Origin of the sequence: Bacillus cereus group sp. BfR-BA-01350, from assembly GCF_022663775.1 — a bacterium.
Taxonomy (GTDB): domain Bacteria; phylum Bacillota; class Bacilli; order Bacillales; family Bacillaceae_G; genus Bacillus_A; species Bacillus_A paranthracis.
Genome location: NZ_JAKUGD010000008.1, coordinates 87,235 through 108,200 on the forward strand (window position 1 = coordinate 87,235; position 20,966 = coordinate 108,200).

Genomic DNA, 20,966 nt, shown 5'->3' on the forward strand with positions numbered 1-20,966 from the left:
TTTATTTCGATATCTCTTGTAAAGAACCGAAGAATAAATCCGCTTCATTCATTTGTTCGTTTTCTTCAGAAAGCGGAGGTAAATCATCTAATGTTTTTAATCCAAACGTGTCCAAAAATTCTTTCGTCGTTCCATATAAAATCGGACGCCCAGGTCCTTCTGCTCTTCCCATTTCTTTTATAAGTAAGTGTGATACTAACGTTTGTAACGCCTTATCGGTTTTTACCCCTCTAATCTCTTCCATTTCAGTTCTTGTAATTGGTTGACGATATGCAACAATCGCTAACGTTTCTAGAGCGGCCTGAGAGAGTGAAGCAGCTGTTGGGATATCTATTAGTTTTTGATAGTATGACGCATGTTCTTTCTTTGTAGCAAAACGATACACTTTTGCATACTGTACAATTTGCAAACCGCGGTGTGCACCTTCACATTCTTTTTGCATTTCTTCTAAAATATCGATTACTTCGTTTCCTTCAATTTCAAGGACTTTTGCTATTTGTTCAGGATAAATCCCTTCATCACCAGAAACAAATAAAAGCCCTTCAATGATTGATTTCTGTTCTGTTCTATCCATCTTACGAGCTCCTTCCTCCTATTTTCTCCATAAAAATACACATCAAAAAACCGAATCACAATCAATGCGTTCGGTTCAATATTTTTTCTCTTGTTCCAAACGATACATTCAAACCTAGCATGAGATATACTATTTCTATCCCATTTTCCATACTAACTCTATGCAGATTTAGTATAGCTTGATACGAAAATTTCATCAAAATTATGTTCTTGTTCAATTACGATTTGTTGATTTTTCATAAGCTCAAGAACCGCTAAAAATGTTACAACCATTATTTCCCGTTCATCATCAACAAACAAATCATAAAAACTTTGACGACCACCTTGTATTTCTAACTGCTTTAAAATATCCGTCATACGCTGTTCAATTGGTATTTCTTGACGAGTAATACGTGTTGTCACAGGTTTCTTTGCTTTTTTACGGCGCATTAATTTTTGAAATGCCGCTAGCATATCATATAACGTAACATCAAGAGGCAAGCTTGTCTCCTCTTCTTGTTGCAACGATGTAAAATCAATTGGCGGACGTGTATATAGCTGTGCTCTTTCTTGTTCTCTTTCTTTTAGTTCAGTAGCAACTTGCTTATATTTCTTATATTCAATTAACCTCTCCATCAATTCCTGACGAGGATCATCTATAAAGTCATCACCGTTATCAAGTACATCTTCTTCATGTTTCGGCAACAACATTTTACTTTTAATTTGTAATAACGTTGCAGCCATTACTAAATACTCACTTGCAACATCTAATTGTAGTTCTTTCATCGTATGAACATAAGATAAATATTGCTCTGTAATTTCCGCTACAGGAATATTATATATATCAATTTCATAACGATGTATTAAATGTAACAATAAATCTAAAGGCCCTTCAAAAGCCTCTACTTTAAAATTATACTGCACAAAGCATCCCACCACATTTTTTCTATAACAACATAAGTATAGAGCATACTCATGTTCTATCCAACCTTTTTAAGAAATTTAATTAAAAATAGACCGATGCCTATGTCATCATGCCCACCACTTCATATGATAACAGTGTAGTAAGAACAATGTAGGAGGTCAAAAAACTATGGGTCACGTTGATTGTGGTTTTAGCGGTGGGTTCGCATTACTTGTTGTATTGTTTATTTTACTAATTATTGTAGGGGCGGCTTGCTTCTGCTAATATGAACAATAACGACTAGGGAGAAATTCCCTAGTCGTTTATTGTTCATATTTCTATGATAAACTTATACTTATAACCGTTAGATAGGGGCGAAGAAAATGTATCCTACGGAATACATACAGTTTTTAATTCATTTTCACGGAGATTATGATTATTTTGAATGCCACGAAATACTGGAAGAATATTGGAAAACAAAACCGAGAGGAAATCGGGATCATTATTTAGTCGGCCTCATTCAAATTGCAGTTTCTTTATACCATCACAGACGCTCTAACTGGAATGGCGCAGAGAAGATGATGAAAAGCGCCATAACGATTTTAGAAAAAAACAGTGCACATTTACTTCGTTTAGGAATAGATGAGGCACAACTTCTGTTCTTACTCAAAGATAAATTGCAATCTATCCAGAAAGAAGAAAGTTTTACACCGTTATTTTTACCATTGGTGGATACAACATTAGAAAAGTACTGCATAGAATTATGTCAGAAACAAAACCTTCCTTGGAAAGACGTGAATGCTACTTCTAATGAATTTATAATACATAAGCACACATTACGTGATCGAACAGAAGTCATCGCTGAACGAAACGAACAATTACAAAAAAGAAAGCAGAGATAATAAACTACTTATCTCTGCTTTCACGAATGTATATTTTGTTCAAGCCCTTTACACTTTTTGCAAAAACTTGCTGTTTGCTCATTTCCGCAAATTGTAAATTCAAGAAATTTACTCTTTAACTCTTGAACCATCTTCGTCCCAATACCCATATGACGGTGAGATGGATTCACACTCAAATGCTGAATTTCCAAAACTTGATTCTCTTTTTTTACAATCCCCATTATCCCAACAAAATCTTCGTTTTGTTTCCACAAATACAATTGCCAATCATCCTTTGCTTCATAATCTTTCATAGTCAATTGTAATGTTTTCACATCTTTTTCAGTTGGCATAAATGAAAGAAGCCCCATTGCAATCTTTTCATAACTTTTTTTAAAACGAATTAACATAACCCTTATCCCTTCTTACAAAAGTTACAAACTATTAAATCCCCTCAATCACTCTTTTCATATCACATTCATTTTACAATATTTTCAACAGAGTGAGAAGAGCTTAAAACAACTTGATAATCATACAAAGCGAAAAGAAGAAAGTCAAATATACGTTTCATTACTATTTTTGTTAAGTAGATAAAAGAAGAAACACTGTTATATGAAAGTGAAAAGAAACATCCACCGCTCATTATCACTTCACTATTCATCACCTTAGAGCAGATGAATTCTAGCAAAATGAATGTAATAAACAACTTTTATTGAAATGTGTAATCTAATGTATTCTATGTAATTTGTTAATATTTTGTTCTCATAAGCGACTTATTTCACTACAATCACATTACTACTTGTATCATGTACCGTAAACGAAATACCCATTCCTATTAAAAAAAGAGAGCAATAGCTCTCTTTTCTCATTCACTTATTCTTCCCAAACTTTAACTTCTTTCATTACATCACCTTGACGCATGTTTAATACTGTTTCAATACCGCTTGTTACTTTACCGAATACAGTATGTACACCATCTAAGTGTGGCTGTGGCTCATGAACGATAAAGAATTGGCTACCGCCTGTGTTACGGCCAGCATGAGCCATAGAAAGTGATCCTACAAGGTGTCTATGAGGATTTCCATCAGTTTCACATGGGATAGAGTAACCTGGGCCACCCGCACCTGTTCCTGTTGGGTCTCCACCTTGGCTTACGAAGCCAGGAATAACGCGGTGGAATGTCACACCATCATAAAATCCTTGCTCTGCTAGTTTTTTAAAGTTTTCTACTGTTTTTGGTGCCTCTTCTGGGAAAAATTCCAAATCGATTTTTTCACCATTTTCCATTACTATGTATCCTAAAGTTTTCATACGTATATGTCTCCTTTCAACTATCTCAGCACTATATTACCACATTCATGACTAGAAACAAAAAGAATCCGACAATCTACATACTTCTTTTTTGAAATGTGGAAAAAGCTAGGTGACAAATAAGAAATATATACTATAATAACTGTGTTGCCCGAAAATTTTAGAAAGAGAAAGGGAGCGATTTTTCGTGAAAACGAAATTACTAGCTCTGCTATTAGCTGTAGCAGTATTTATTATGCCAACAGCTTCGTTTGCAGACATCATCGAAGGAGAATCAATTGTTACACTAGGAGAAAACTTGTCTGAACAACAAAAACAAGATCTGTTAAAAGAAATGAAAGCACCAAAAGATGCTACAATTATTACTGTGTCTAATGCGGAAGAACATAAATTTCTAGAAGGGATTGTTCCAAAAGCGCAAATTGGTACGAGAGCAATTTCCTCTTCTATGATCACATACACAAAGCCAGGTTCTGGTCTCATTGTACGTTCAAAAAACATTAATTCAATAACAGATGCAATGTACACAAACGCACTTATTACAGCAGGTGTGAAAGATGCAGAAATTCAAATTACTGCACCATTTAAAGTTTCTGGAACTGCTGCTTTAACTGGTTTAATGAAAGCCTATGAAACAACATCAAACAAAGCAATTCCTGAGGAAGTAAAAAAAGTAGCCAATGAAGAAATGGTGCAAACATCCCAGCTCGGCGATAAAATTGGTGAAGAAAAAGCAGTTCAACTTGTTGCGAAAATTAAAGAAGAAATTGCCAAAGAGCAGCCAAAAACGACTGAAGATTTACGTTCATTAATTAAAAAAATTGCGGATCAACTTGGTATTACATTAACGGATGAACAGTTAGATAACTTAGTTGCTCTATTTGATAAAATGAAAAATCTTAACATTGATTGGAATCAAGTTGGCAGTCAGTTAAATAAAGCAAAAGAACACGTTTCTGCCTTTTTAGGATCTGAAGAAGGGCAAAGTTTCCTAGATAAAGTGAAAGATTTCTTCTCAAGTATCATTGATTTTGTTAAATCGTTATTCAAGTAAAAAGAAGCTCGCTAGTAGCGAGCTTCTTTTTTATACAAGTAACGGCAATTTCATAATAGCTTCTTCAACCGAACGAACAATATGATTCGCTTTCTCCTTCACATATGGATGAGCATGGTGCAGAGTAAATGAATGCGGGGTTACTTCAAACATAGAAATATCATTAAAAGAATCTCCAATGCATGCAACTTCATTTGCTTCAATTTGCAAATGTTCCATTAGTCGTCTTAAAGCACTCCCTTTACTTACTCCCCTTGGCATAATGTCAACATAGCGTTTACCAGACATAAAAACTTCCGCTTCGTTCTGAAATGTATCTCGTAATTCTTGATCTAATGCTTCAATTGTCTCTTCTTCCCCAAAAACAAACAATTTCGCAGGATGTACAGTTTTACCAAATTCCTCTTCTAACGCTTCAATTTCAGCGATATGCACGCCCATATACGCTTCAAAATTATGGTGATGTTCATTCTTCCTTTTTGTATATCGCTGCTCATTTGCACAAACAATATCCGCTAGTCCTTTTTTATGTATATATCGATATATTTCCTGGGCAACCGTATTTTCAAAACTCGATTCATAAAATAAATTCCCATCCGGAAGTAACATTGTCGCTCCATTTAAGCCAGTTGTGTAATATGGGAATTCAAACCTATTTACGACTTCATCAATTCGATGAGTAAAGCGGCCTGAGGCAAAACAAATATTTGTCCCTTTTTCAGCTAACCAACAAATTGCACGTTCATCTTCTTTTTGCATATGATTTACATTGTAAACGAGCGTGTCGTCTAAATCACTTACAAATAATTTAATCATGTCCTCTTCCCCTTCCATACACAATATCTACTCTAAGTGTACACAAAAAATGTTTGATTTTTGTTAAAAAACAATAAATTTTTGCTAAAAAAATAAACGGGTGTATAATCCCGTTTATTTTTGTCTTTTTACATTTTGAGGTCTTACAATACTTGGTCGTACTTTTAAACTAGACATCGTCGGACGGAGTAGAATTTTTGTTAATGCGCCCCAATCAAATGGTAAAAACGGCCATAAATAAGGGGTTTGCAAACTTTTTATAGACGTTAAAAATAAAATCAATATCGTCATACCAATTACAAAGCCCATCTCATGGAAGAGACCTGTTAAAATAATAACAAATAATTTTCCAACCTTATTCCCTAGCCCTAATTCATAGCTCGGTGTTGCATAAGCACCGATCATAGAAACTGCTACATACAAAATAACTTCTGGTACAAACAAACCTACATCGATTGCTATTTGACCAATTAATATGGCAGAAATTAATCCTGCTGCTGACGATAACGGCGTTGGAGTATGAATGGCTGCCATCCTTAAAAATTCAAGTCCTACTTCTGCCATTATCACCTGTAATAAAATTGGTAAATGTGTCATCTTAGTCGGTCCAATAAAAGCAAGATTTTCTGGTAAAAGAGTTGGGTCAAATACAAACACTAACCAAAACGGTAGTAAAAACAAGGAGAATAAAACACCTAAAAAACGTACCCAACGTAAAAATGTTCCGACAGCTGGATTTTGTCTAAACTCTTCTGCATGCTGTAAATGATGAAAATATGTTGTTGGCGTAATCATAGCACTCGGTGATGTATCAACTAGTACTAGAACATGTCCTTCTAATAAATGATTAGCTGCTACATCCGGTCTTTCTGTATATCGAATAAGCGGGAATGGATTATAGCTTTGCTTTACAACAAATTCTTCCACTGTTTTATCCGCCATCGTAATGCCATCGACATCGATGTTATTTAATTCTTGTTTTATAATCTTTACTAAATCTGGATTTGCAACATCTTGTACATATGTAATACAAATATCCGTTTGCGATCTATCCCCTACTCGAATAATTTCATTTCGAAGACGTGGATCTCGAATTCTTCTACGAATTAACGCTGTATTTACAACGATATTTTCAACAAATCCATCCCTCGCACCGCGTACTACTTTTTCAGTATCTGGCTCTGTCGGTGTTCGTCCTGGATAGCTACGAACATCTATCACGAACGCTTCTGTTTCGCCTTCCACAAATATAACAATAAGCCCTGATAACGCTTGAAGCATTACTTCATCCATCGTTTTCACTTTACTTACTTGCTGATGAATTAAACGATTCTCTAAAAGCTTTACAGTATCTTCTTCAACATCCCTTATTTCATTCGTATCCACAGCTTCTTCTAAAATAGGAATAATATAATTTGTATCACAAAGTCCATTTACGAATAACACTGCAATTTCTTTATTCAAAATTTGAAATTTACGAATACCAACATCAAATGTGACGCCTAATCCAGCCGTTTGTTTTAAATAATTTTCATTGTCACTTATGAAAGTTGAAATCGGAATATCTATTTTTTTAGGCTTCGTCATAAAATCCACTCCTTTCCAAAATTAACTGAATTGCTTTTTTCGTAATTGGTGAGCCTCTCTCCCATTCATCGTTTCCACACATCTTACCAATATCACCAACACCAACAATGACGGGAACATTCAAATCATCTAAACAATAAATTGTATCTCCGCTAATTCTGCCAATTTCACCATCTGGAAGTCCAAATTTATCAACACCATATTCCGTTAAATTCCCGTTCCGATCTACACTTACATCTACACGTGCCCATTCCCAATGGTGTGTATTAGACGCTACTGCCAAAATCCCAAGTACATCAATTTGTTTATGCGTGGCTACATATTTTAAAGCTTTTTCACCAGATCCTTCTCCAATAAATCCACTGTCATCAAACATGACAAATACAGGGTCATATGGCGTTTGCATAATAAGCTCAACAACTTTCTTCCCTGTCAATTTGGTTGGATTACTTTGTGATGCTGAAATACACCTTCCCCCAAATTCCTTCGTTAAAAGCTCAATTGTTCGCTTTGCATATTCATCTCCATCTGTGACCAAAACAACCCTTCGTCTCATTTGATTTATCCTTTCGGTTTACATATAAGTGCTATAAAAAATGAAAATAATATTGCTGCTGAAATACCTGCAGACGTTAAACTAAACATACCCATACCAATCCCTATATATCCGTGTTTCTCTGCAGCATGCATTGCCCCGTGTAATAGGGAATGTCCAAAACTTGTAATAGGAACTGTCGCCCCAGCACCCGCAAACTTTATAAGCTTATCGTACAATCCGAATCCATCTAAAACTGCTCCTATCACTACAAAGGTAGCCATTAAATGGGCTGGTGTTAACTTTGCGAAATCTAACAATACTTGCCCAACTACACAAATAGCGCCTCCTACAAGAAATGCATATATATAATCCACAATTCACTCTCCCTTCACTCTCTCAAATACGACACCATGTGCAATTGTTGGAATTGTTTCTTTTTGCTGCATCATCATCGGGCTTAATAACGCACCAGTAGCAACGACAAAAATTCGTTGTAAATTCCCTTTTTGCATCTCGCTTAATAAATGACCATATGTGACAACAGCTGAACAAGCACAACCACTACCACCAGCAAATACTTCTTCTTGACCGGGATCATAAATCATTAATCCGCAATCGTTATATATATGCCCAATATCATAACCTTCTTCCAGTAACAGTTGTTTCGCGATTGGTGTCCCAATAGCTGATAAATCACCGGTAACAATCAAATCGTAATCGGCTGCACTTCTCTTCAAATCCTCAAAATGTTGCTGAATTGTATGAGCTGCAGCAGGTGCCATCGCCGATCCCATATCTAAAGGGTTCGCAATTCCTAAATCTTGTACTTTTCCAATCGTAGCCGACGTAATTTTAATGGCACTTTTTTCTTTACTAATTAATATGGATCCCGCACCTGTAACAGTGGAATTTGCTGTCACTGGTTTTTGTCCCCCATACTCTGTTGGATAACGAAACTGTCTTTCAGCTGTTGCATTATGACTACTTACCGTCGCTAAAACACGATTTGCGAATCCACCATCTATAAAGGCTGATCCGACCGCTAAAGTCTCCATCGAGGTCGCACAAGCACTAAACATGCCTAAAAAGGGAATTCCCCACCTACGCGCAACGTAATTTGCTGTCACTGTTTGATTTAATAAGTCACCCGCTAAAAAGAAATCAATTTGTGATGTTTTTACATTTCCTTTTTCCAAAACTTGTTGAATCGAATCTGACATTAATCTTCGTTCAGCAAGCTCCCAGTTTTCCTCTCCGCAATGTAAATCATCATATGAAATATCAAAATCCTTTCCAAGAGGGCCTTCAGCTTCTTTTGGACCGACAGCAGTACCGGTTGCATTCACATAAATATCATTTTGAAATACCCACGTTTGTTTTCCTGTCAACCTCATATTAGCCCCTCCTTTAAGACATAAAAATTTTAAACGTATATCTTATTAACCCAATAATATATGCTCCAACGACCCCAAAAACGATAACACTTCCCGCTAGCTTAAACATGTTTGTAGCAATCCCTAGCACAATGCCTTCACTCTTATGTTCTAGCGCAGCGCTCGCCATAGAATTCGCAAATCCTGTAACAGGTACGGCCGATCCAGCTCCAGCAAATTGACCGATTTTATCATATACACCACAACCTGTTAAAATCGCCGATAATAGTACAAGAGTTGCGACTGTTGGATTCCCTGCCTCTTGTTCACTAAAATGAAAATAATGTATATAAAATTTCATCAATACTTCTCCGATTGTACAAATGAGTCCACCTACAAAAAATGCCTTAACACAATTTATAAAATAATTTGGCTTCGGATGGTATTCCTTCACTTTATTTACGTAATCGTCCTTTAGTTTTCGCCCTGTCATTTATATATTGCCTCCTACTTTACGAAATAAATCCAGTGAAACAACGAGCCTATTACTTTTCCAAGTACAAGAGCAACGAGTAAAACAACAATCTTCCCCTCTACCCCTACTCGTTTCGCTAAAATAGGTAGAACATTTAACACTTCCGTTAATGCGGCAGCGAGCATTCCAATGAATGTGCCACAAAATATTCCTAATATAACAAGCCAATATTGCGACGTTTGAAATGTAATGTTTTTCAAACTACACCAAGCTCCTGTTAATGTACCTGCAATAACTGCCCACTCAAAATATTGAATGTGCTTTCCACTTCTCGTTAATTGAGCTAGACGGGGGATTATACCAAGTACAGCTAAAAATGCAACATATCCGCTACCTACAGCAATTCCTCCTGCTAAAGCAATTAAAATAACGAATCCAGACTCAATCATCGGTAAGTTGTTTCATATTATCCTTGTTTTCATGAACAATTACATATTGGTCAAGTGACTGCTGATATTGGAACATTTCCACTTCTAACGGACTCGGTTCTTCATTAATTCGCTTTTGAAATACATGATTAAAAAATAAGACCATACCTAACCCAAGACCTAATGAATAAGGAATTTGAAATAAGAGTGGTTGCGCCTTAAATTCTCCCGTAATCATGTAGTATAACCGTTGATGCACTTGTTGCATGCTTACATCTTCATGGAAATATATGATGGCAAGAGCCGCTCCAATGAAAAGTAACAACCATACAAGTCCGAAGAAAATCGGATGTACTTTCTTTTTTTCATATATAATTTCAACAAGAGTTTGTCCAGAACCGAGTAAATTAATTTGTATATGAGCGGCTTTTTGCCTAATAATCTCAATTATTTTCATAACATCAATGACAACATGCGTTTTATCACGCGCTGTAATTTTATAAATTACCTCATCCTGTAACGACTGAACTACTACAGCATCTCCGGCAAGTTGAGCAACATCACCAAGCTTTACTTCATACGTAGGAGAAACTTTTAATCGATTACGCATTTTAATATAAATTGTTTGTTCCAATTTCCATTCACCTCTTCACTCTTCCTCGTAGTTGTAGTATGGTTATTCAATTTTTTTCTAATACAATTTTTTCACAAAAAAACATCTGTACCATTTCGGTACAGATGTTTTTTTGTTTATGCTTTTTTCTTAAATAAGTTTGCAATGCTTAATGCGAGCCCTCCCCAAATGACTACTATTCCAATAACCATCATCATAATCGCTGATCCACTCATTATGAAACACCTCGATCTTTCCATTCTTTTTCAAGCTTAGCAGAATCTGAATGTATTTGTGCATTCCATTTTTTCAGACTAATAATTAGCGCAACGATAAGGAACGCTGCTGCAATTGACCAACCATATGTTACGACAAACTCCGTTGGGTAACCTCCATAGTTCTTTTTAATATTTTGGATTGTACCATCAATTAACATGTAACCTAACATAAGCGGAGTAATAACGAGTAAACTCACTCTCCAAAACGTCCCTAACTTAATATCAGATACGAAGTTTGCGTGATTTTGATAAACTGGTAAACGGCGTAGAATGAGCCCTATCGTAACTACTTCCACTAGTGCAATTGTGATTAATCCAAAGTTATTAGCGAAATAATCGACAACATCTAGGAACATAAGCCCGCCACGTGTTGCAAAAACTAGAGAAACTAGTACGAGAAGCGTCCCCATAATTCCAATTGTTTTTTGGCGACTTAAGCTGAACTTTTCAGATACAGCAGCAAAACATACTTCCGCAAGCGAAATGAGGGATGTAATTCCAGCAACCGTTAATGATAAGAAAAATAATACACCAAATAACGGTGACATCGGTAATTCATTAATAATTTGCGGGAATACTACGAACGCAAGCCCTACACCCGCACTTGCTACTTTATCAACCGGTACTCCCATATTGTGTGCCATAAATCCAAGAGCCGCAAAGACCCCAATCCCTGCTAATAATTCAAATCCTGAGTTTGCAAATCCAGTAATAAAGGCATTATTTGTTGTATCTGAGTTTTTCGGTAAATAACTAGAATACGTAATCATAATTCCAAATGCTAAAGATAAACTAAAGAAGATTTGACCGTAAGCAGCAAGCCATACTTTCCCATCAAAAATGCGACTCCAATCTGGTTTAAAGAATGCATCTAATCCTTGCATCGCACCTTCCATTGTCACCGCACGAACTACGATAATAAGGAACATAACAACTAGTAAAGGGATGAAAATACGGTTCACAACTTCGATTCCTTTTTTAACTCCTTTAAATGCAACACCAAGCACAATAATCCAAACGAGAGCTAGTGGAATTAATACTTCCGGTACGAGCCCTCCAAACTGTCCAGGCTTATCTGCAACATGCAAATACTCTTTAAATAAAAATGATTCCGTGTCTTTCCCCCATGCGCCAGTAATTGCAAAATACGTATACGAAATAGACCAAGCAATAATTACTGCATAATATGTTGAAACGATAAATGTTACACACATTTGCCACCAACCGATAAATTCAGCACGCGGATGAATACGGAAAAACGTAAGTGGTGCTGAACCACGGTGACGGTGCCCAAGAGCAAATTCGAATGCTAACAATGAAATACCAGTCGTTAATAATGCGAATAAGTACGGTAAAAAAAATGCGCCTCCTCCATTTTCATACGCTGTATAAGGAAAACGCCATATGTTTCCTAATCCAACGGCAGAGCCGACCGCTGCGAAAATAAATCCAGCCCTCGTTCCCCATTGTTGCCTCGTTTCCATATTTCCTTCCCCCTTTGTGACAAGTTCATAATTGGATTATATTTTAAATTTACTAAATTATCAATAAATTCTGTTAATTTTTACGAAAGTTTATAATACCCTCCTATTACATTCATAAAAAAAGATCGAATAGATAACTATTCATCTATTCGATCTTTCATCTGTTTTAATATTTTCTTTTCAAGTCTTGAAACTTGTACTTGCGAAATACCTATTCGCTCTGCTACTTCTGATTGCGTTTGATCTTTATAATAGCGTAAATATACAATTAAACGCTCTCTCTCATCTAATTCTCTAATTGCTTCTTTTAAAGCAATTTTATCAAACCATTTCGTTTCAGATTGATCTGCAATTTGATCTAAAATAGTAATTGGATCTCCGTCGTTTTCATACACCGTTTCATGTATGGATGAAGGGGCACGACTCGCTTCTTGCGCCAGAACCACTTCCTCTGGCGTTAGTTCTAACGCTTCAGCTACTTCATTAATCGTTGGAGCCCTTCCGAATTCTTTCGAAAGCTCATCTCTCATCTTTCGAATTTTGTTTCCTGTTTCTTTTAAAGACCTACTTACTTTCACCGATCCATCATCACGTAAAAATCGTTGTATTTCGCCAATAATCATGGGAACTGCATATGTTGAAAATTTCACGTCGAAAGATAAATCAAATTTATCTACCGATTTTAAGAGTCCAATACATCCAATTTGAAACAAATCGTCTGGTTCGTATCCGCGATTAAGAAAACGTTGCACAACCGACCATACGAGACGCATATTACTTTGAACAATTGTATCTCTTGCTTGTTGATCTCCATCTTGACTTTTTTGAATTAACGCTTTTAGCTCGTGGTCCTTTAACTGAGGTTTCTTCTTCTCATTTTTGACCTCTATGTCCATAGGCTATTCTCCTTAATTGCATAGAGCGTTACTATTTGATAAGTATTTTGTCAAATGGATTGTTGTCCCGAAAGATTCGTTTGAAATAACTTCTACTTCATCCATAAAATTTTCCATGATAGTAAATCCCATTCCGGAACGCTCTAATTCAGGTTTAGTTGTAAAAAGGGGTTGTCTCGCTTCATCTAAATTAAAGATGCCAATCCCTTCATCTCGAATCGTGAGTTTCACCATTGCTTCTTCCAAAATTACAGAAATATAAACAACACCTTCTGCATTTCCTTCGTACCCATGAATAATTGCATTCGTAACCGCTTCTGACACAACTGTTTTAATCTCTGTAAGTTCTTCCATCGTAGGATCTAGTTGTGCAATGAAAGCAGCTACTGTAACGCGAGCGAACGATTCATTTTGACTTAATGCTGAAAATTGAAGGTTCATTTCATTTCTCATTTATGCCACCCCCAACGTCGCGAGCGCATGCGCTTCACTTTCTTCTAGACGAACAATTTTAAATAAGCCCGACATTTCAAATAAACGTTTAACAGGAGGTGAAATTGCACAAACAACCATTTCTCCACCTAATCCCTTTACATGCTTATATCGGCCTAATATAACACCTAAACCAGAACTATCCATAAACGATAAGTTCTCTAGGCTCAAAACAATATGATGAACACCATGTGTCTCAATCATATCTGTTACTTTCGTTCGCAACTCTTCAGCAGTATGATGATCTAATTCACCCGCTAGTCTCACACATAGGACGTCACGTTTTACTTCTAATTGCATGGAAAGACTCACACGATTTCCTCCTTATGCTCAAACTTTACTCATTTACATACATAAAGATTTTCGTGATACAACATAAGAATCCTTCCTACTGACAAAAGAAGAACTATTTCGCCATAAAGTGAAACCATTCAGCAATTATTTACTTACATACGAATAGAAAAGCGGCAAAATATTTGCCGCTATTTTGATGTTGAAAACATCCCAAAACTTCTTTTAAATAACTCCCACCAGCTCGCTGCAGCAACATCTTCTTTTGCTACAATTGTTTGTTTTAATAAAACATCTTTATCTTTTTTAATAACAAGCGTACCAAGTGCATCACCTTTTTTAATCGGCGCTTTCACTTTCTTTTCAGCAATTACTTCTTGCTTTACCTTGTCCATATTTTCGCCCTTCTTCATAAGAAGAGATACATTGTCTGACGCAACTAAATCTACTTTTTCTTTTTTCCCTTTTCCTACTTGGACAGTTTTAATTTTTTCGCCTCGTGTATACAATTTCTTTGTCATATATTGACCAAATGCGTAGTCAAGAAGCTTCGTTACTTGATTGTTCCGTTCTTTTGATGTAGGTGCTCCCATAACAACTGAAATAACACGCATCCCATTCTTCTCAGCCGATGCTGTTAAACAATATTTTGCTTCTGTCGTAAAGCCCGTTTTTACACCATCTACTCCAGGATAAAAACGTACTAACTTATTCGTATTAACGAGCCAAAACTTCTTATCCGTATCTTCACGTAAATAGTCTTCGTATTTACCTGTGTATTTGCGAATAAGTGGGTACTTCATCAATTCTTTCGCCATGATAGCCATATCATTTGCTGTAGAATAATGGTCTTTAGCCGGAAGACCTGTTGGATTTTGAAAATGAGTATTTTTCAGCCCTAAATCTTTCGCTTTTTTGTTCATCATATTTACAAAACCTTCTTCTGAACCAGCGATATGCTCCGCTACTGCAACAGACGCATCATTTCCAGATGCAATTGCAATACCCTTTAGCATTTCATTTACAGTCATCTCTTCTCCAGGCTCTAAAAAGATTTGTGATCCACCCATTGAAGCTGCATGCTCACTCGCTCTAACTTTATCGGTCAGTTTTAATTTTCCTTTTTCAACTTGTTCCATAATTAATAGCATTGTCATAATCTTCGTCATACTAGCAGGCGGTAATTTCTCATTTGGATTTTTATCAAACAAAACTTTACCTGTATCTTGTTCAATTACGATTGCTGACGACGCTTGTTCTGCTAACTTCGGCGTTGTTTCTTCTGTTTTATCCTGCTTCGTTTTCTCAGATTGTGCGAAACTAACTGAAGTACCAGAAAGCAATAACATGAAACAAACAAGTATTCCAAAAACTCGCTTCATGACCAACCCTCCATTCTATATCAAACCTATTTTTTCCAATTTATTATTTTTTAATACCATATTTTTCTAACATTTTCAGTTGACAAACACATTCATCACCTATATCGTATTAAGTGTACTACACACATTAGTACACTTAATACATGTCAGGAAGGAGACATTGCTCTTGCATATTCAACTTGATCCAAGAAGCAACACTCCGATATGGGAACAAATTGTTCAAAATATAAAAGAACTCGTATTGAAAAACATGTTAGCTCCAAGTGATAAACTTCCTTCTGTACGTGAACTCGCTTCTTTACTCGTTATTAATCCAAATACAGTGAGTAAAGCGTACCAAGAGTTAGAGCGACAAGGGATTATTGAAACATTACGAGGAAAAGGAACATTTGTATCCCAATCGATTACCCCAACATTAGACGAAAGGAAAATCGCGATGGTTGAAAAGCAATTTCATCAATTACTATTAGAAGCCTCTTATCTTGGTGTTACGAAAGATAAAATTCATGATTGGATAGATTCATACTACAAAGAGATTGGAGGAAATGCGGATGTTGAAAGTGACAAGCTTGAAGAAAACGATTGATAGTCAAACGATTTTAGACGATGTTTCTTTCACATTACAGAGAGGAAGTATCATCGGATTACTCGGAAGAAACGGTGCGGGGAAAACAACTTTATTACGAACGATGGTCGGTATTTTAGACCCTGATGAAGGATCTGTTACATATGGGGATACTGACATTCATAAGAATCCTGAAACGAAACAAAAAATCGTATATGTTCCGGATTCTACTAACATATTGAACGGATATACAGTAAAAGAAATTGTAAGGTTTTATAAAACCGTTTATACCGCGTTTGATGAAGTATATTTCTATGAACTGTTAGAACGTTTTAACTTACCAAACAAACGAATTCGTAGTTATTCAAAAGGAATGAAAGCACTGCTTGCCATCATTTTAGCTATTTCTACAAAAGCAGAATATATCATTCTAGACGAACCGACAAACGGACTTGACCCTATCGTGAAAAGGCAAATTTTACAGTTTCTCGTAGGAGAAGTGGCAGAAAAAGAGATTACGATTTTCGTCTCAACTCATCATTTAGATGAAGTAGAACAAATTGCAGATACAATCATTATATTAAAAGGCCATACTATATCTTCTATTACATCACTAGACGATGCAAAATCACGATTTGCTAAAATACAAGTTGCTTACGAACGTTCATTACCTCAAAAACTAGAAAACTTAAGCAATATTAAAATATTAAATCAAACAGGAAAAGTGTATACAATCTTAATCGAGGGAAATGTGGCTACAACACTGGAGAAGTTTTATAAAGAACAACCTATACTCATTGAAGAATTAACAATGTCACTTGAAGATGTCTTCGTTACAACACTGGAGGAGGATGGGTATGTTTCATAAGGCGTTATGGATGTGGAATTGGAAGCGCGGAAAATATGCTGTGTTACTATTCTTCTTTAGTTCGTTTTACTTGTTACCTTTTGGCTACTATAGAAGTGCTCAGCAACAACTTGATGCGTATTATGAATTACAAGAAAAAGGGAAACAGTATTATTATTTTTATATTTTTTCTTCAGGAGAAAGTAATAGTTTTTGGTTAACTGTTCTTATCATTGCTTTAGCCTGCTTATTGATAGGATGGGAACGCAGCTACCAATCTAATACACTACTTATGACATTGCCATTTAAAAGAAAAGATGTTTTCTTATCTAAATGGGCTTTCGGTTCATTTTGTATTGTGGGCTCATTACTTATCAATTGGGTTCTTATGTATGTTATTTATAGAACAACGATTCATTTTGATTATCAATCTTTTAGTCCGTTTCATCGATACTTTCTTTATGCGATAGTTTCTTATGTTGCAGTCTATACAGCTGCCTTATGTATCGGTACTTTTACTGGAAGCATCGTTTCGCAGATTATTTTTTGTGTTCCATGGTTACTAGCAGGGGTTACATTTATTACATTACTATACACTTTTACAACTAACCATTTATACGCTGCAAATATTAAAAATGAAAACTTATATCGACAACTTTATGAAATCAATCAAAAAACAAATACAGCTGCACCAATTAGTCATTTTTCTATCAATTATTACTATGATCCGGAATCCCGTAAGATCGAGAACAATCCAACTGCTTTAAGAGATCCAGCATCTCATATATATTATTCAGCAAAATCAATGTTAGTCCCGATTTTTTATACATTAGTTTACTTACTACTTGGAACATATTTATATACAAGATCACCAAATGAAAACACTCAGAAGATATTTATGTTCCAAAAGAGTTTACCGATATGGATATGGGGCTCAACCATTTACTTTGCATTACTAGGCGGCTATAAAATAAACCATTTTAATTTCTTACCTAGTTACTATATCGGTTTGTTTCTAACCGGAATCATTACTTATGTTATATTATCACGCCTAACAAATTATAAAGTTTTTTAAAGGAGAGATCCTATGTTTCAAAAAGCACTGTGGCTAAGAACGTATCAACAAAGTAAATATATTGTATGGTTATTTTGGCTCGTCAGCTTCTATACTTTGTCATATCAATACTATATGACTTCTATTCAAGAGCAACAATTTCTAAATGACAATAAAAAGTGGAACTATGTATATCATTACCATTTTGATTTAACACTTCTAGATTCTGTTCTGCTGTTAGGTAGTGTACTTATCGTTCTAGCTTGTACGTTAATTGGATGGGAAAGACAAAATAACGCTAGCGACTTGTTATGGTCTATGCCCTTTAAACGTTCGCACCTTTATATAACAAAGTGGTTATTTGGAATCTGTAATATCGTCGCAGTTGTCATTTTAAACTGGGGGCTATTTGCTATTATGAAAAAGTTAACTTTTCATAATAAATATCAAGTATTCTCTCCCTTTCATAGTTATTTTATATACATGTTAATTGTATTAATCGCTATTTATACAATTACCTTATGTGTAGGTACAATTACAGGGAATATTATATCGCAAGGATTTCTCACTACAACTATATTAATCTTTCCAGCTTTACTTCCATCACTTATCTCCGGAGTCATTGCTGTTCACTCAAACACTGAATTTCATGAAGACAACAGCCTTATACATGATGTGATGGAAAACATACGTATCTCTAGCCCAGCAGAAGATTTTCGTATTTACTTTAATTATGATCCACAGAGCGCTTATACTGATCAAAATGGAGTACGTCATAACGAACCAAACTTTACAAAGATTCCACCGGCAAAAACATTGATTGGACCTATTGCACATATTATTCTTTTATTACCACTCGGTATATATTTATATGCCCGTTCAATCAATGAGCGAAATGGTAACTATCTATTATATCCAAAGTTACAAAAGTTAGTAATGGCATGCGCTATTTTCTTTGGTGGGATCGTTGGAGGTTTAATACTAAGTCGAGCGCACTCATTGTCCAGCTTTTACATCGGATTTTTAGTAACTAGTTTCATTACGTATTTCTTCCTACCTAAAATATTAAAATGGAAAGTCTCTTGGAATTTTAAATAAAATAGCCTCCTCTTATTGAGGAGGTTATTTCACATTCTCTCTCCTATCCCCATACACCATCTCTTCTTTCATCCCAAATCCATCACCATTTTGCACAATTTGCTCTGTCGGTGCAACTACACTTTCAGCAATTTTCCATTCCCCACGCTCTTTCACAAATACTTGTAGAAAATAGTTCATGCCATCTAATTGATATGCATTTTCTTTTTTCACATTATAGTGAATCGCAATGTAGTACACTTGAATATTTTCTTTTCCTATTTTTGATACGTATTGCGATAGTCTCGGTATATAGAGTGCTGCTTTCTGAAAAGATAGTTGCTTCGCTTTAACAAGCGATGAACTTGTTACATTACGTAATGTGTCCTGATTACGAATATTATCGCTATGGTGGAATAATACTGTGTTTTGCATAGAACGAACCCATAATTTTGAATATAAGACTGTATTATCGTTTTCAATGTACTTCACTTCTTTTCGCACCACTTGGATAGGCGTATCTGCGTACGCGAATGTTTGAAAATAGAAAAAACCACCAAATAAAATGGTAAGTGCAGCAATATATCTCATAATCTTTCCTCCGATCTTTTAATTAAAGTATTGGAGTTTCAAAATGTTTTTATTCAAAAGAAAAAGGATAGGAAAGCTGTCGCTCCCTATCCTCATTTATTATAATACGCGGCCAAATAGCTCTAACACCATTTCTATTTCTTGGTCGCTCCAACCTTTAAATCTCTCTTTATAATATTCTTTTCGTACAGCTTCTAGTTTTTCAGTTACTTCTCTTCCGTGCTCTGTAATTTCTAAGTACACGATACGACGATCTGAATTAGAACGTTTTCTTTCTACTAATCCTTTTCGTACAAGACGATCTGTAACAGCTGTAATATGACTGGAGGTTACGTTTACTTCACTCGCAATTTGCGAAGCCATCTGTGGACTGTTTAAAAATAACGCGCGTAATACAGAAAATTCATTATATGGCATATGTTCTGCAAAACGTGTATTAATATCATTTTGTAATAAACGTATCATCTTTCGAAATGATCCGGATAACTCTAAAATCAGTGTTTCTCTTTTTTCGTTCACTAGCCTCGTCCCTTTTTTATCATATTTACACATATTATAATCTATAAATACCCTCGTTGTATATGCTTTCTTTCTTTAACATTCCCATTTATGTAACTTTTTCATACAAATTTCTTTTTTGTTCACACATATACATATAAAAAGGATGGTGATGGAAAATGCAAGGTGGAATGAATCCTTATTTACACAACGTACGCACAGCTAATACTGGTAAAGAAGCGACTATTACTGTACAAGGTGAAGGTGTTGTCAAAGCAAAACCAAATGTCGTTATACTAACACTTGGCATTCGAACTGATAGTAAAAATGTGAAACAAGCGCAAGAAGAAAATGCAGTACAATCAACACAATTGCTGGATGCACTTAAACAGCTTGGTATCGCTGATAAAGATATAGAAACGATTTCTTATACGATCACTCCTCAATACGAGTATGTAAATGATAAAGCATTACTACAAGGATATCGGGTGGAACATTTGTATGAAATTACCGTTTTAAATGTACAAAAAGCAGGGGAAGTATATGATATAGCCGTTTCAAATGGAGCAAACGTAGCAAAAGGTTTACGGTTTCGAATATCTCACCCAAATAAATATTATGAGCAAGCTCTCATTCAAGCTCTGCAACAAGCTGTAGAAAAAGCTCGTGCTATTGCGAGTACATACAATTTAAACATTAATCCTGTTCCACTCTCATTCGTTGAAGAATCTGCTCAATTACCAAGGGAAGTCGCTTCCTATGCTACTTTACATGCACAAGCGTCTCCTCCCATTCAATCGGGAGAATTAGAAATCATTTCTACAATACGGGCAATTTTTACGTACTTATAAATAATTTCATTTATAAGTAAACGTTATCATTTTCCTTGTTGTAAAAACATGATGTTCTGATATAATAAAGGACGGTGAGCTCTTACGAAAGAGATATCACGGGTGGGAGAGGGATATGAAAAAGAAGG

At 35.6% G+C, this 20,966-nt stretch carries 29 protein-coding genes; 8 read left to right on the plus strand and 21 right to left on the minus strand.

Annotation, left to right across the window (positions count from 1 at the left end; translation table 11 throughout):
• Position 1 precedes the first annotated feature (1 nt).
• Complete coding sequence (scpB, locus tag MR147_RS17845; RefSeq protein ID WP_000376224.1) at positions 2–574, minus strand: segregation/condensation protein ScpB; 573 nt, start codon at positions 572–574, stop codon at positions 2–4.
• A gap of 158 nt (positions 575–732) precedes the next feature.
• Positions 733–1,476, minus strand: a complete 744-nt coding sequence (gene scpA / locus MR147_RS17850; RefSeq protein WP_001199762.1) for a segregation/condensation protein A — start codon at positions 1,474–1,476, stop codon at positions 733–735.
• 169 nt (positions 1,477–1,645) lie between these two features.
• On the opposite strand from scpA, the gene MR147_RS17855 reads away from it, so the two are divergent.
• Both MR147_RS17855 and MR147_RS17860 read left to right on the plus strand, forming a co-directional pair.
• On the plus strand, positions 1,646–1,741 hold the full coding sequence (locus MR147_RS17855; RefSeq protein WP_000510194.1) for a YjcZ family sporulation protein: 96 nt from the start codon (positions 1,646–1,648) through the stop codon (positions 1,739–1,741).
• Between the two features lie 98 nt (positions 1,742–1,839).
• Complete coding sequence (locus tag MR147_RS17860; protein WP_074606892.1) at positions 1,840–2,358, plus strand: DUF309 domain-containing protein; 519 nt, start codon at positions 1,840–1,842, stop codon at positions 2,356–2,358.
• 20 nt (positions 2,359–2,378) lie between these two features.
• Here MR147_RS17860 and ribT read toward each other — a convergent pair whose 3' ends face one another.
• The 3 genes from ribT to MR147_RS17875 all read right to left on the minus strand — a co-directional run bounded on the left by ribT (position 2,379) and on the right by MR147_RS17875 (position 3,648).
• Positions 2,379–2,747 (minus strand): GNAT family N-acetyltransferase RibT, encoded by a 369-nt coding sequence (gene ribT / locus MR147_RS17865; protein ID WP_000908397.1) that lies wholly within the window; start codon positions 2,745–2,747, stop codon positions 2,379–2,381.
• A gap of 68 nt (positions 2,748–2,815) precedes the next feature.
• Positions 2,816–2,998 (minus strand): hypothetical protein, encoded by a 183-nt coding sequence (locus MR147_RS17870; RefSeq protein WP_041184137.1) that lies wholly within the window; start codon positions 2,996–2,998, stop codon positions 2,816–2,818.
• 212 nt (positions 2,999–3,210) lie between these two features.
• Positions 3,211–3,648, minus strand: coding sequence for a peptidylprolyl isomerase (locus MR147_RS17875; RefSeq protein ID WP_000853792.1), 438 nt, complete (start codon positions 3,646–3,648; stop codon positions 3,211–3,213).
• Between the two features lie 187 nt (positions 3,649–3,835).
• On the opposite strand from MR147_RS17875, the gene MR147_RS17880 reads away from it, so the two are divergent.
• On the plus strand, positions 3,836–4,702 hold the full coding sequence (locus MR147_RS17880) for a DUF1002 domain-containing protein (RefSeq protein ID WP_000850502.1): 867 nt from the start codon (positions 3,836–3,838) through the stop codon (positions 4,700–4,702).
• Between the two features lie 30 nt (positions 4,703–4,732).
• On the opposite strand, the gene MR147_RS17885 is transcribed toward MR147_RS17880, so the two are convergent.
• The 14 genes from MR147_RS17885 to dacF form a co-directional block, all read right to left on the minus strand.
• A complete protein-coding gene (locus tag MR147_RS17885; protein ID WP_002022291.1) occupies positions 4,733–5,536 on the minus strand; it encodes a Cof-type HAD-IIB family hydrolase in 804 nt (267 codons plus the stop codon).
• A 96-nt stretch (positions 5,537–5,632) separates the two neighbouring features.
• Positions 5,633–7,105 (minus strand): spore germination protein SpoVAF, encoded by a 1,473-nt coding sequence (spoVAF, locus tag MR147_RS17890; RefSeq protein ID WP_000165582.1) that lies wholly within the window; start codon positions 7,103–7,105, stop codon positions 5,633–5,635.
• A complete protein-coding gene (gene spoVAEA / locus MR147_RS17895) occupies positions 7,092–7,661 on the minus strand; it encodes a stage V sporulation protein SpoVABEA (protein ID WP_001254415.1) in 570 nt (189 codons plus the stop codon). Before spoVAEA ends, spoVAF begins: the two co-directional genes overlap by 14 nt.
• Positions 7,662–7,666: 5 nt before the next feature.
• Complete coding sequence (gene spoVAE, locus MR147_RS17900; protein ID WP_000384636.1) at positions 7,667–8,017, minus strand: stage V sporulation protein AE; 351 nt, start codon at positions 8,015–8,017, stop codon at positions 7,667–7,669.
• 3 nt (positions 8,018–8,020) lie between these two features.
• The gene (gene spoVAD / locus MR147_RS17905; protein ID WP_242304609.1) at positions 8,021–9,037 is read right to left on the minus strand and encodes a stage V sporulation protein AD; all 1,017 of its coding nucleotides are present in this window, start codon (positions 9,035–9,037) and stop codon (positions 8,021–8,023) included.
• Positions 9,038–9,050: 13 nt separating this feature from the next.
• Complete coding sequence (spoVAC, locus tag MR147_RS17910; protein WP_048530883.1) at positions 9,051–9,509, minus strand: stage V sporulation protein AC; 459 nt, start codon at positions 9,507–9,509, stop codon at positions 9,051–9,053.
• A gap of 14 nt (positions 9,510–9,523) precedes the next feature.
• Positions 9,524–9,940, minus strand: coding sequence for a stage V sporulation protein SpoVAB (gene spoVAB, locus MR147_RS17915; protein WP_000572932.1), 417 nt, complete (start codon positions 9,938–9,940; stop codon positions 9,524–9,526).
• Complete coding sequence (spoVAA, locus tag MR147_RS17920) at positions 9,933–10,553, minus strand: stage V sporulation protein SpoVAA (protein ID WP_074606896.1); 621 nt, start codon at positions 10,551–10,553, stop codon at positions 9,933–9,935. Before spoVAA ends, spoVAB begins: the two co-directional genes overlap by 8 nt.
• 116 nt (positions 10,554–10,669) lie before the next feature.
• Positions 10,670–10,768 carry a methionine/alanine import family NSS transporter small subunit gene (locus MR147_RS17925; protein ID WP_000016826.1) on the minus strand — a complete coding sequence of 33 codons (99 nt, stop codon included), beginning with the start codon at positions 10,766–10,768 and terminating at the stop codon, positions 10,670–10,672.
• Positions 10,768–12,294, minus strand: a complete 1,527-nt coding sequence (locus MR147_RS17930; protein WP_000450062.1) for a sodium-dependent transporter — start codon at positions 12,292–12,294, stop codon at positions 10,768–10,770. The genes MR147_RS17925 and MR147_RS17930 overlap by 1 nt, the downstream gene beginning before the upstream one ends.
• Before the next feature lie 137 nt (positions 12,295–12,431).
• Positions 12,432–13,190, minus strand: coding sequence for an RNA polymerase sporulation sigma factor SigF (sigF, locus tag MR147_RS17935; protein WP_000350729.1), 759 nt, complete (start codon positions 13,188–13,190; stop codon positions 12,432–12,434).
• A gap of 12 nt (positions 13,191–13,202) precedes the next feature.
• Positions 13,203–13,643: an anti-sigma F factor gene (gene spoIIAB, locus MR147_RS17940; RefSeq protein WP_001243400.1), complete on the minus strand. Its 441-nt coding sequence runs from the start codon at positions 13,641–13,643 to the stop codon at positions 13,203–13,205.
• Complete coding sequence (gene spoIIAA / locus MR147_RS17945; RefSeq protein ID WP_000059133.1) at positions 13,644–13,994, minus strand: anti-sigma F factor antagonist; 351 nt, start codon at positions 13,992–13,994, stop codon at positions 13,644–13,646.
• 170 nt (positions 13,995–14,164) lie between these two features.
• A complete protein-coding gene (dacF, locus tag MR147_RS17950) occupies positions 14,165–15,355 on the minus strand; it encodes a serine-type D-Ala-D-Ala carboxypeptidase DacF (protein ID WP_000831985.1) in 1,191 nt (396 codons plus the stop codon).
• A 166-nt stretch (positions 15,356–15,521) separates the two neighbouring features.
• Here dacF and MR147_RS17955 point away from each other — a divergent pair, with 166 nt between their 5' ends.
• Genes MR147_RS17955 through MR147_RS17970 form a run of 4 tightly spaced genes read left to right on the plus strand, consistent with a single transcriptional unit; the run spans position 15,522 to position 18,919 of the window.
• Positions 15,522–15,941, plus strand: coding sequence for a GntR family transcriptional regulator (locus tag MR147_RS17955; protein ID WP_000548036.1), 420 nt, complete (start codon positions 15,522–15,524; stop codon positions 15,939–15,941).
• On the plus strand, positions 15,907–16,788 hold the full coding sequence (locus MR147_RS17960) for an ABC transporter ATP-binding protein (protein ID WP_000922161.1): 882 nt from the start codon (positions 15,907–15,909) through the stop codon (positions 16,786–16,788). Before MR147_RS17955 ends, MR147_RS17960 begins: the two co-directional genes overlap by 35 nt.
• The gene (locus MR147_RS17965) at positions 16,778–17,842 is read left to right on the plus strand and encodes an ABC transporter permease subunit (protein WP_074606898.1); all 1,065 of its coding nucleotides are present in this window, start codon (positions 16,778–16,780) and stop codon (positions 17,840–17,842) included. The genes MR147_RS17960 and MR147_RS17965 overlap by 11 nt, the downstream gene beginning before the upstream one ends.
• Positions 17,843–17,854: 12 nt before the next feature.
• Positions 17,855–18,919, plus strand: a complete 1,065-nt coding sequence (locus MR147_RS17970; protein ID WP_074606900.1) for an ABC transporter permease subunit — start codon at positions 17,855–17,857, stop codon at positions 18,917–18,919.
• A gap of 24 nt (positions 18,920–18,943) precedes the next feature.
• On the opposite strand, the gene MR147_RS17975 is transcribed toward MR147_RS17970, so the two are convergent.
• Complete coding sequence (locus MR147_RS17975; protein ID WP_074606902.1) at positions 18,944–19,489, minus strand: hypothetical protein; 546 nt, start codon at positions 19,487–19,489, stop codon at positions 18,944–18,946.
• 99 nt (positions 19,490–19,588) lie between these two features.
• A complete protein-coding gene (locus tag MR147_RS17980) occupies positions 19,589–20,008 on the minus strand; it encodes a MarR family winged helix-turn-helix transcriptional regulator (RefSeq protein ID WP_001003315.1) in 420 nt (139 codons plus the stop codon).
• 158 nt (positions 20,009–20,166) lie between these two features.
• Between MR147_RS17980 and MR147_RS17985 the strand changes: the two genes are divergently transcribed.
• A complete protein-coding gene (locus MR147_RS17985; RefSeq protein WP_074606904.1) occupies positions 20,167–20,838 on the plus strand; it encodes an SIMPL domain-containing protein in 672 nt (223 codons plus the stop codon).
• Positions 20,839–20,966 lie beyond the last annotated feature (128 nt).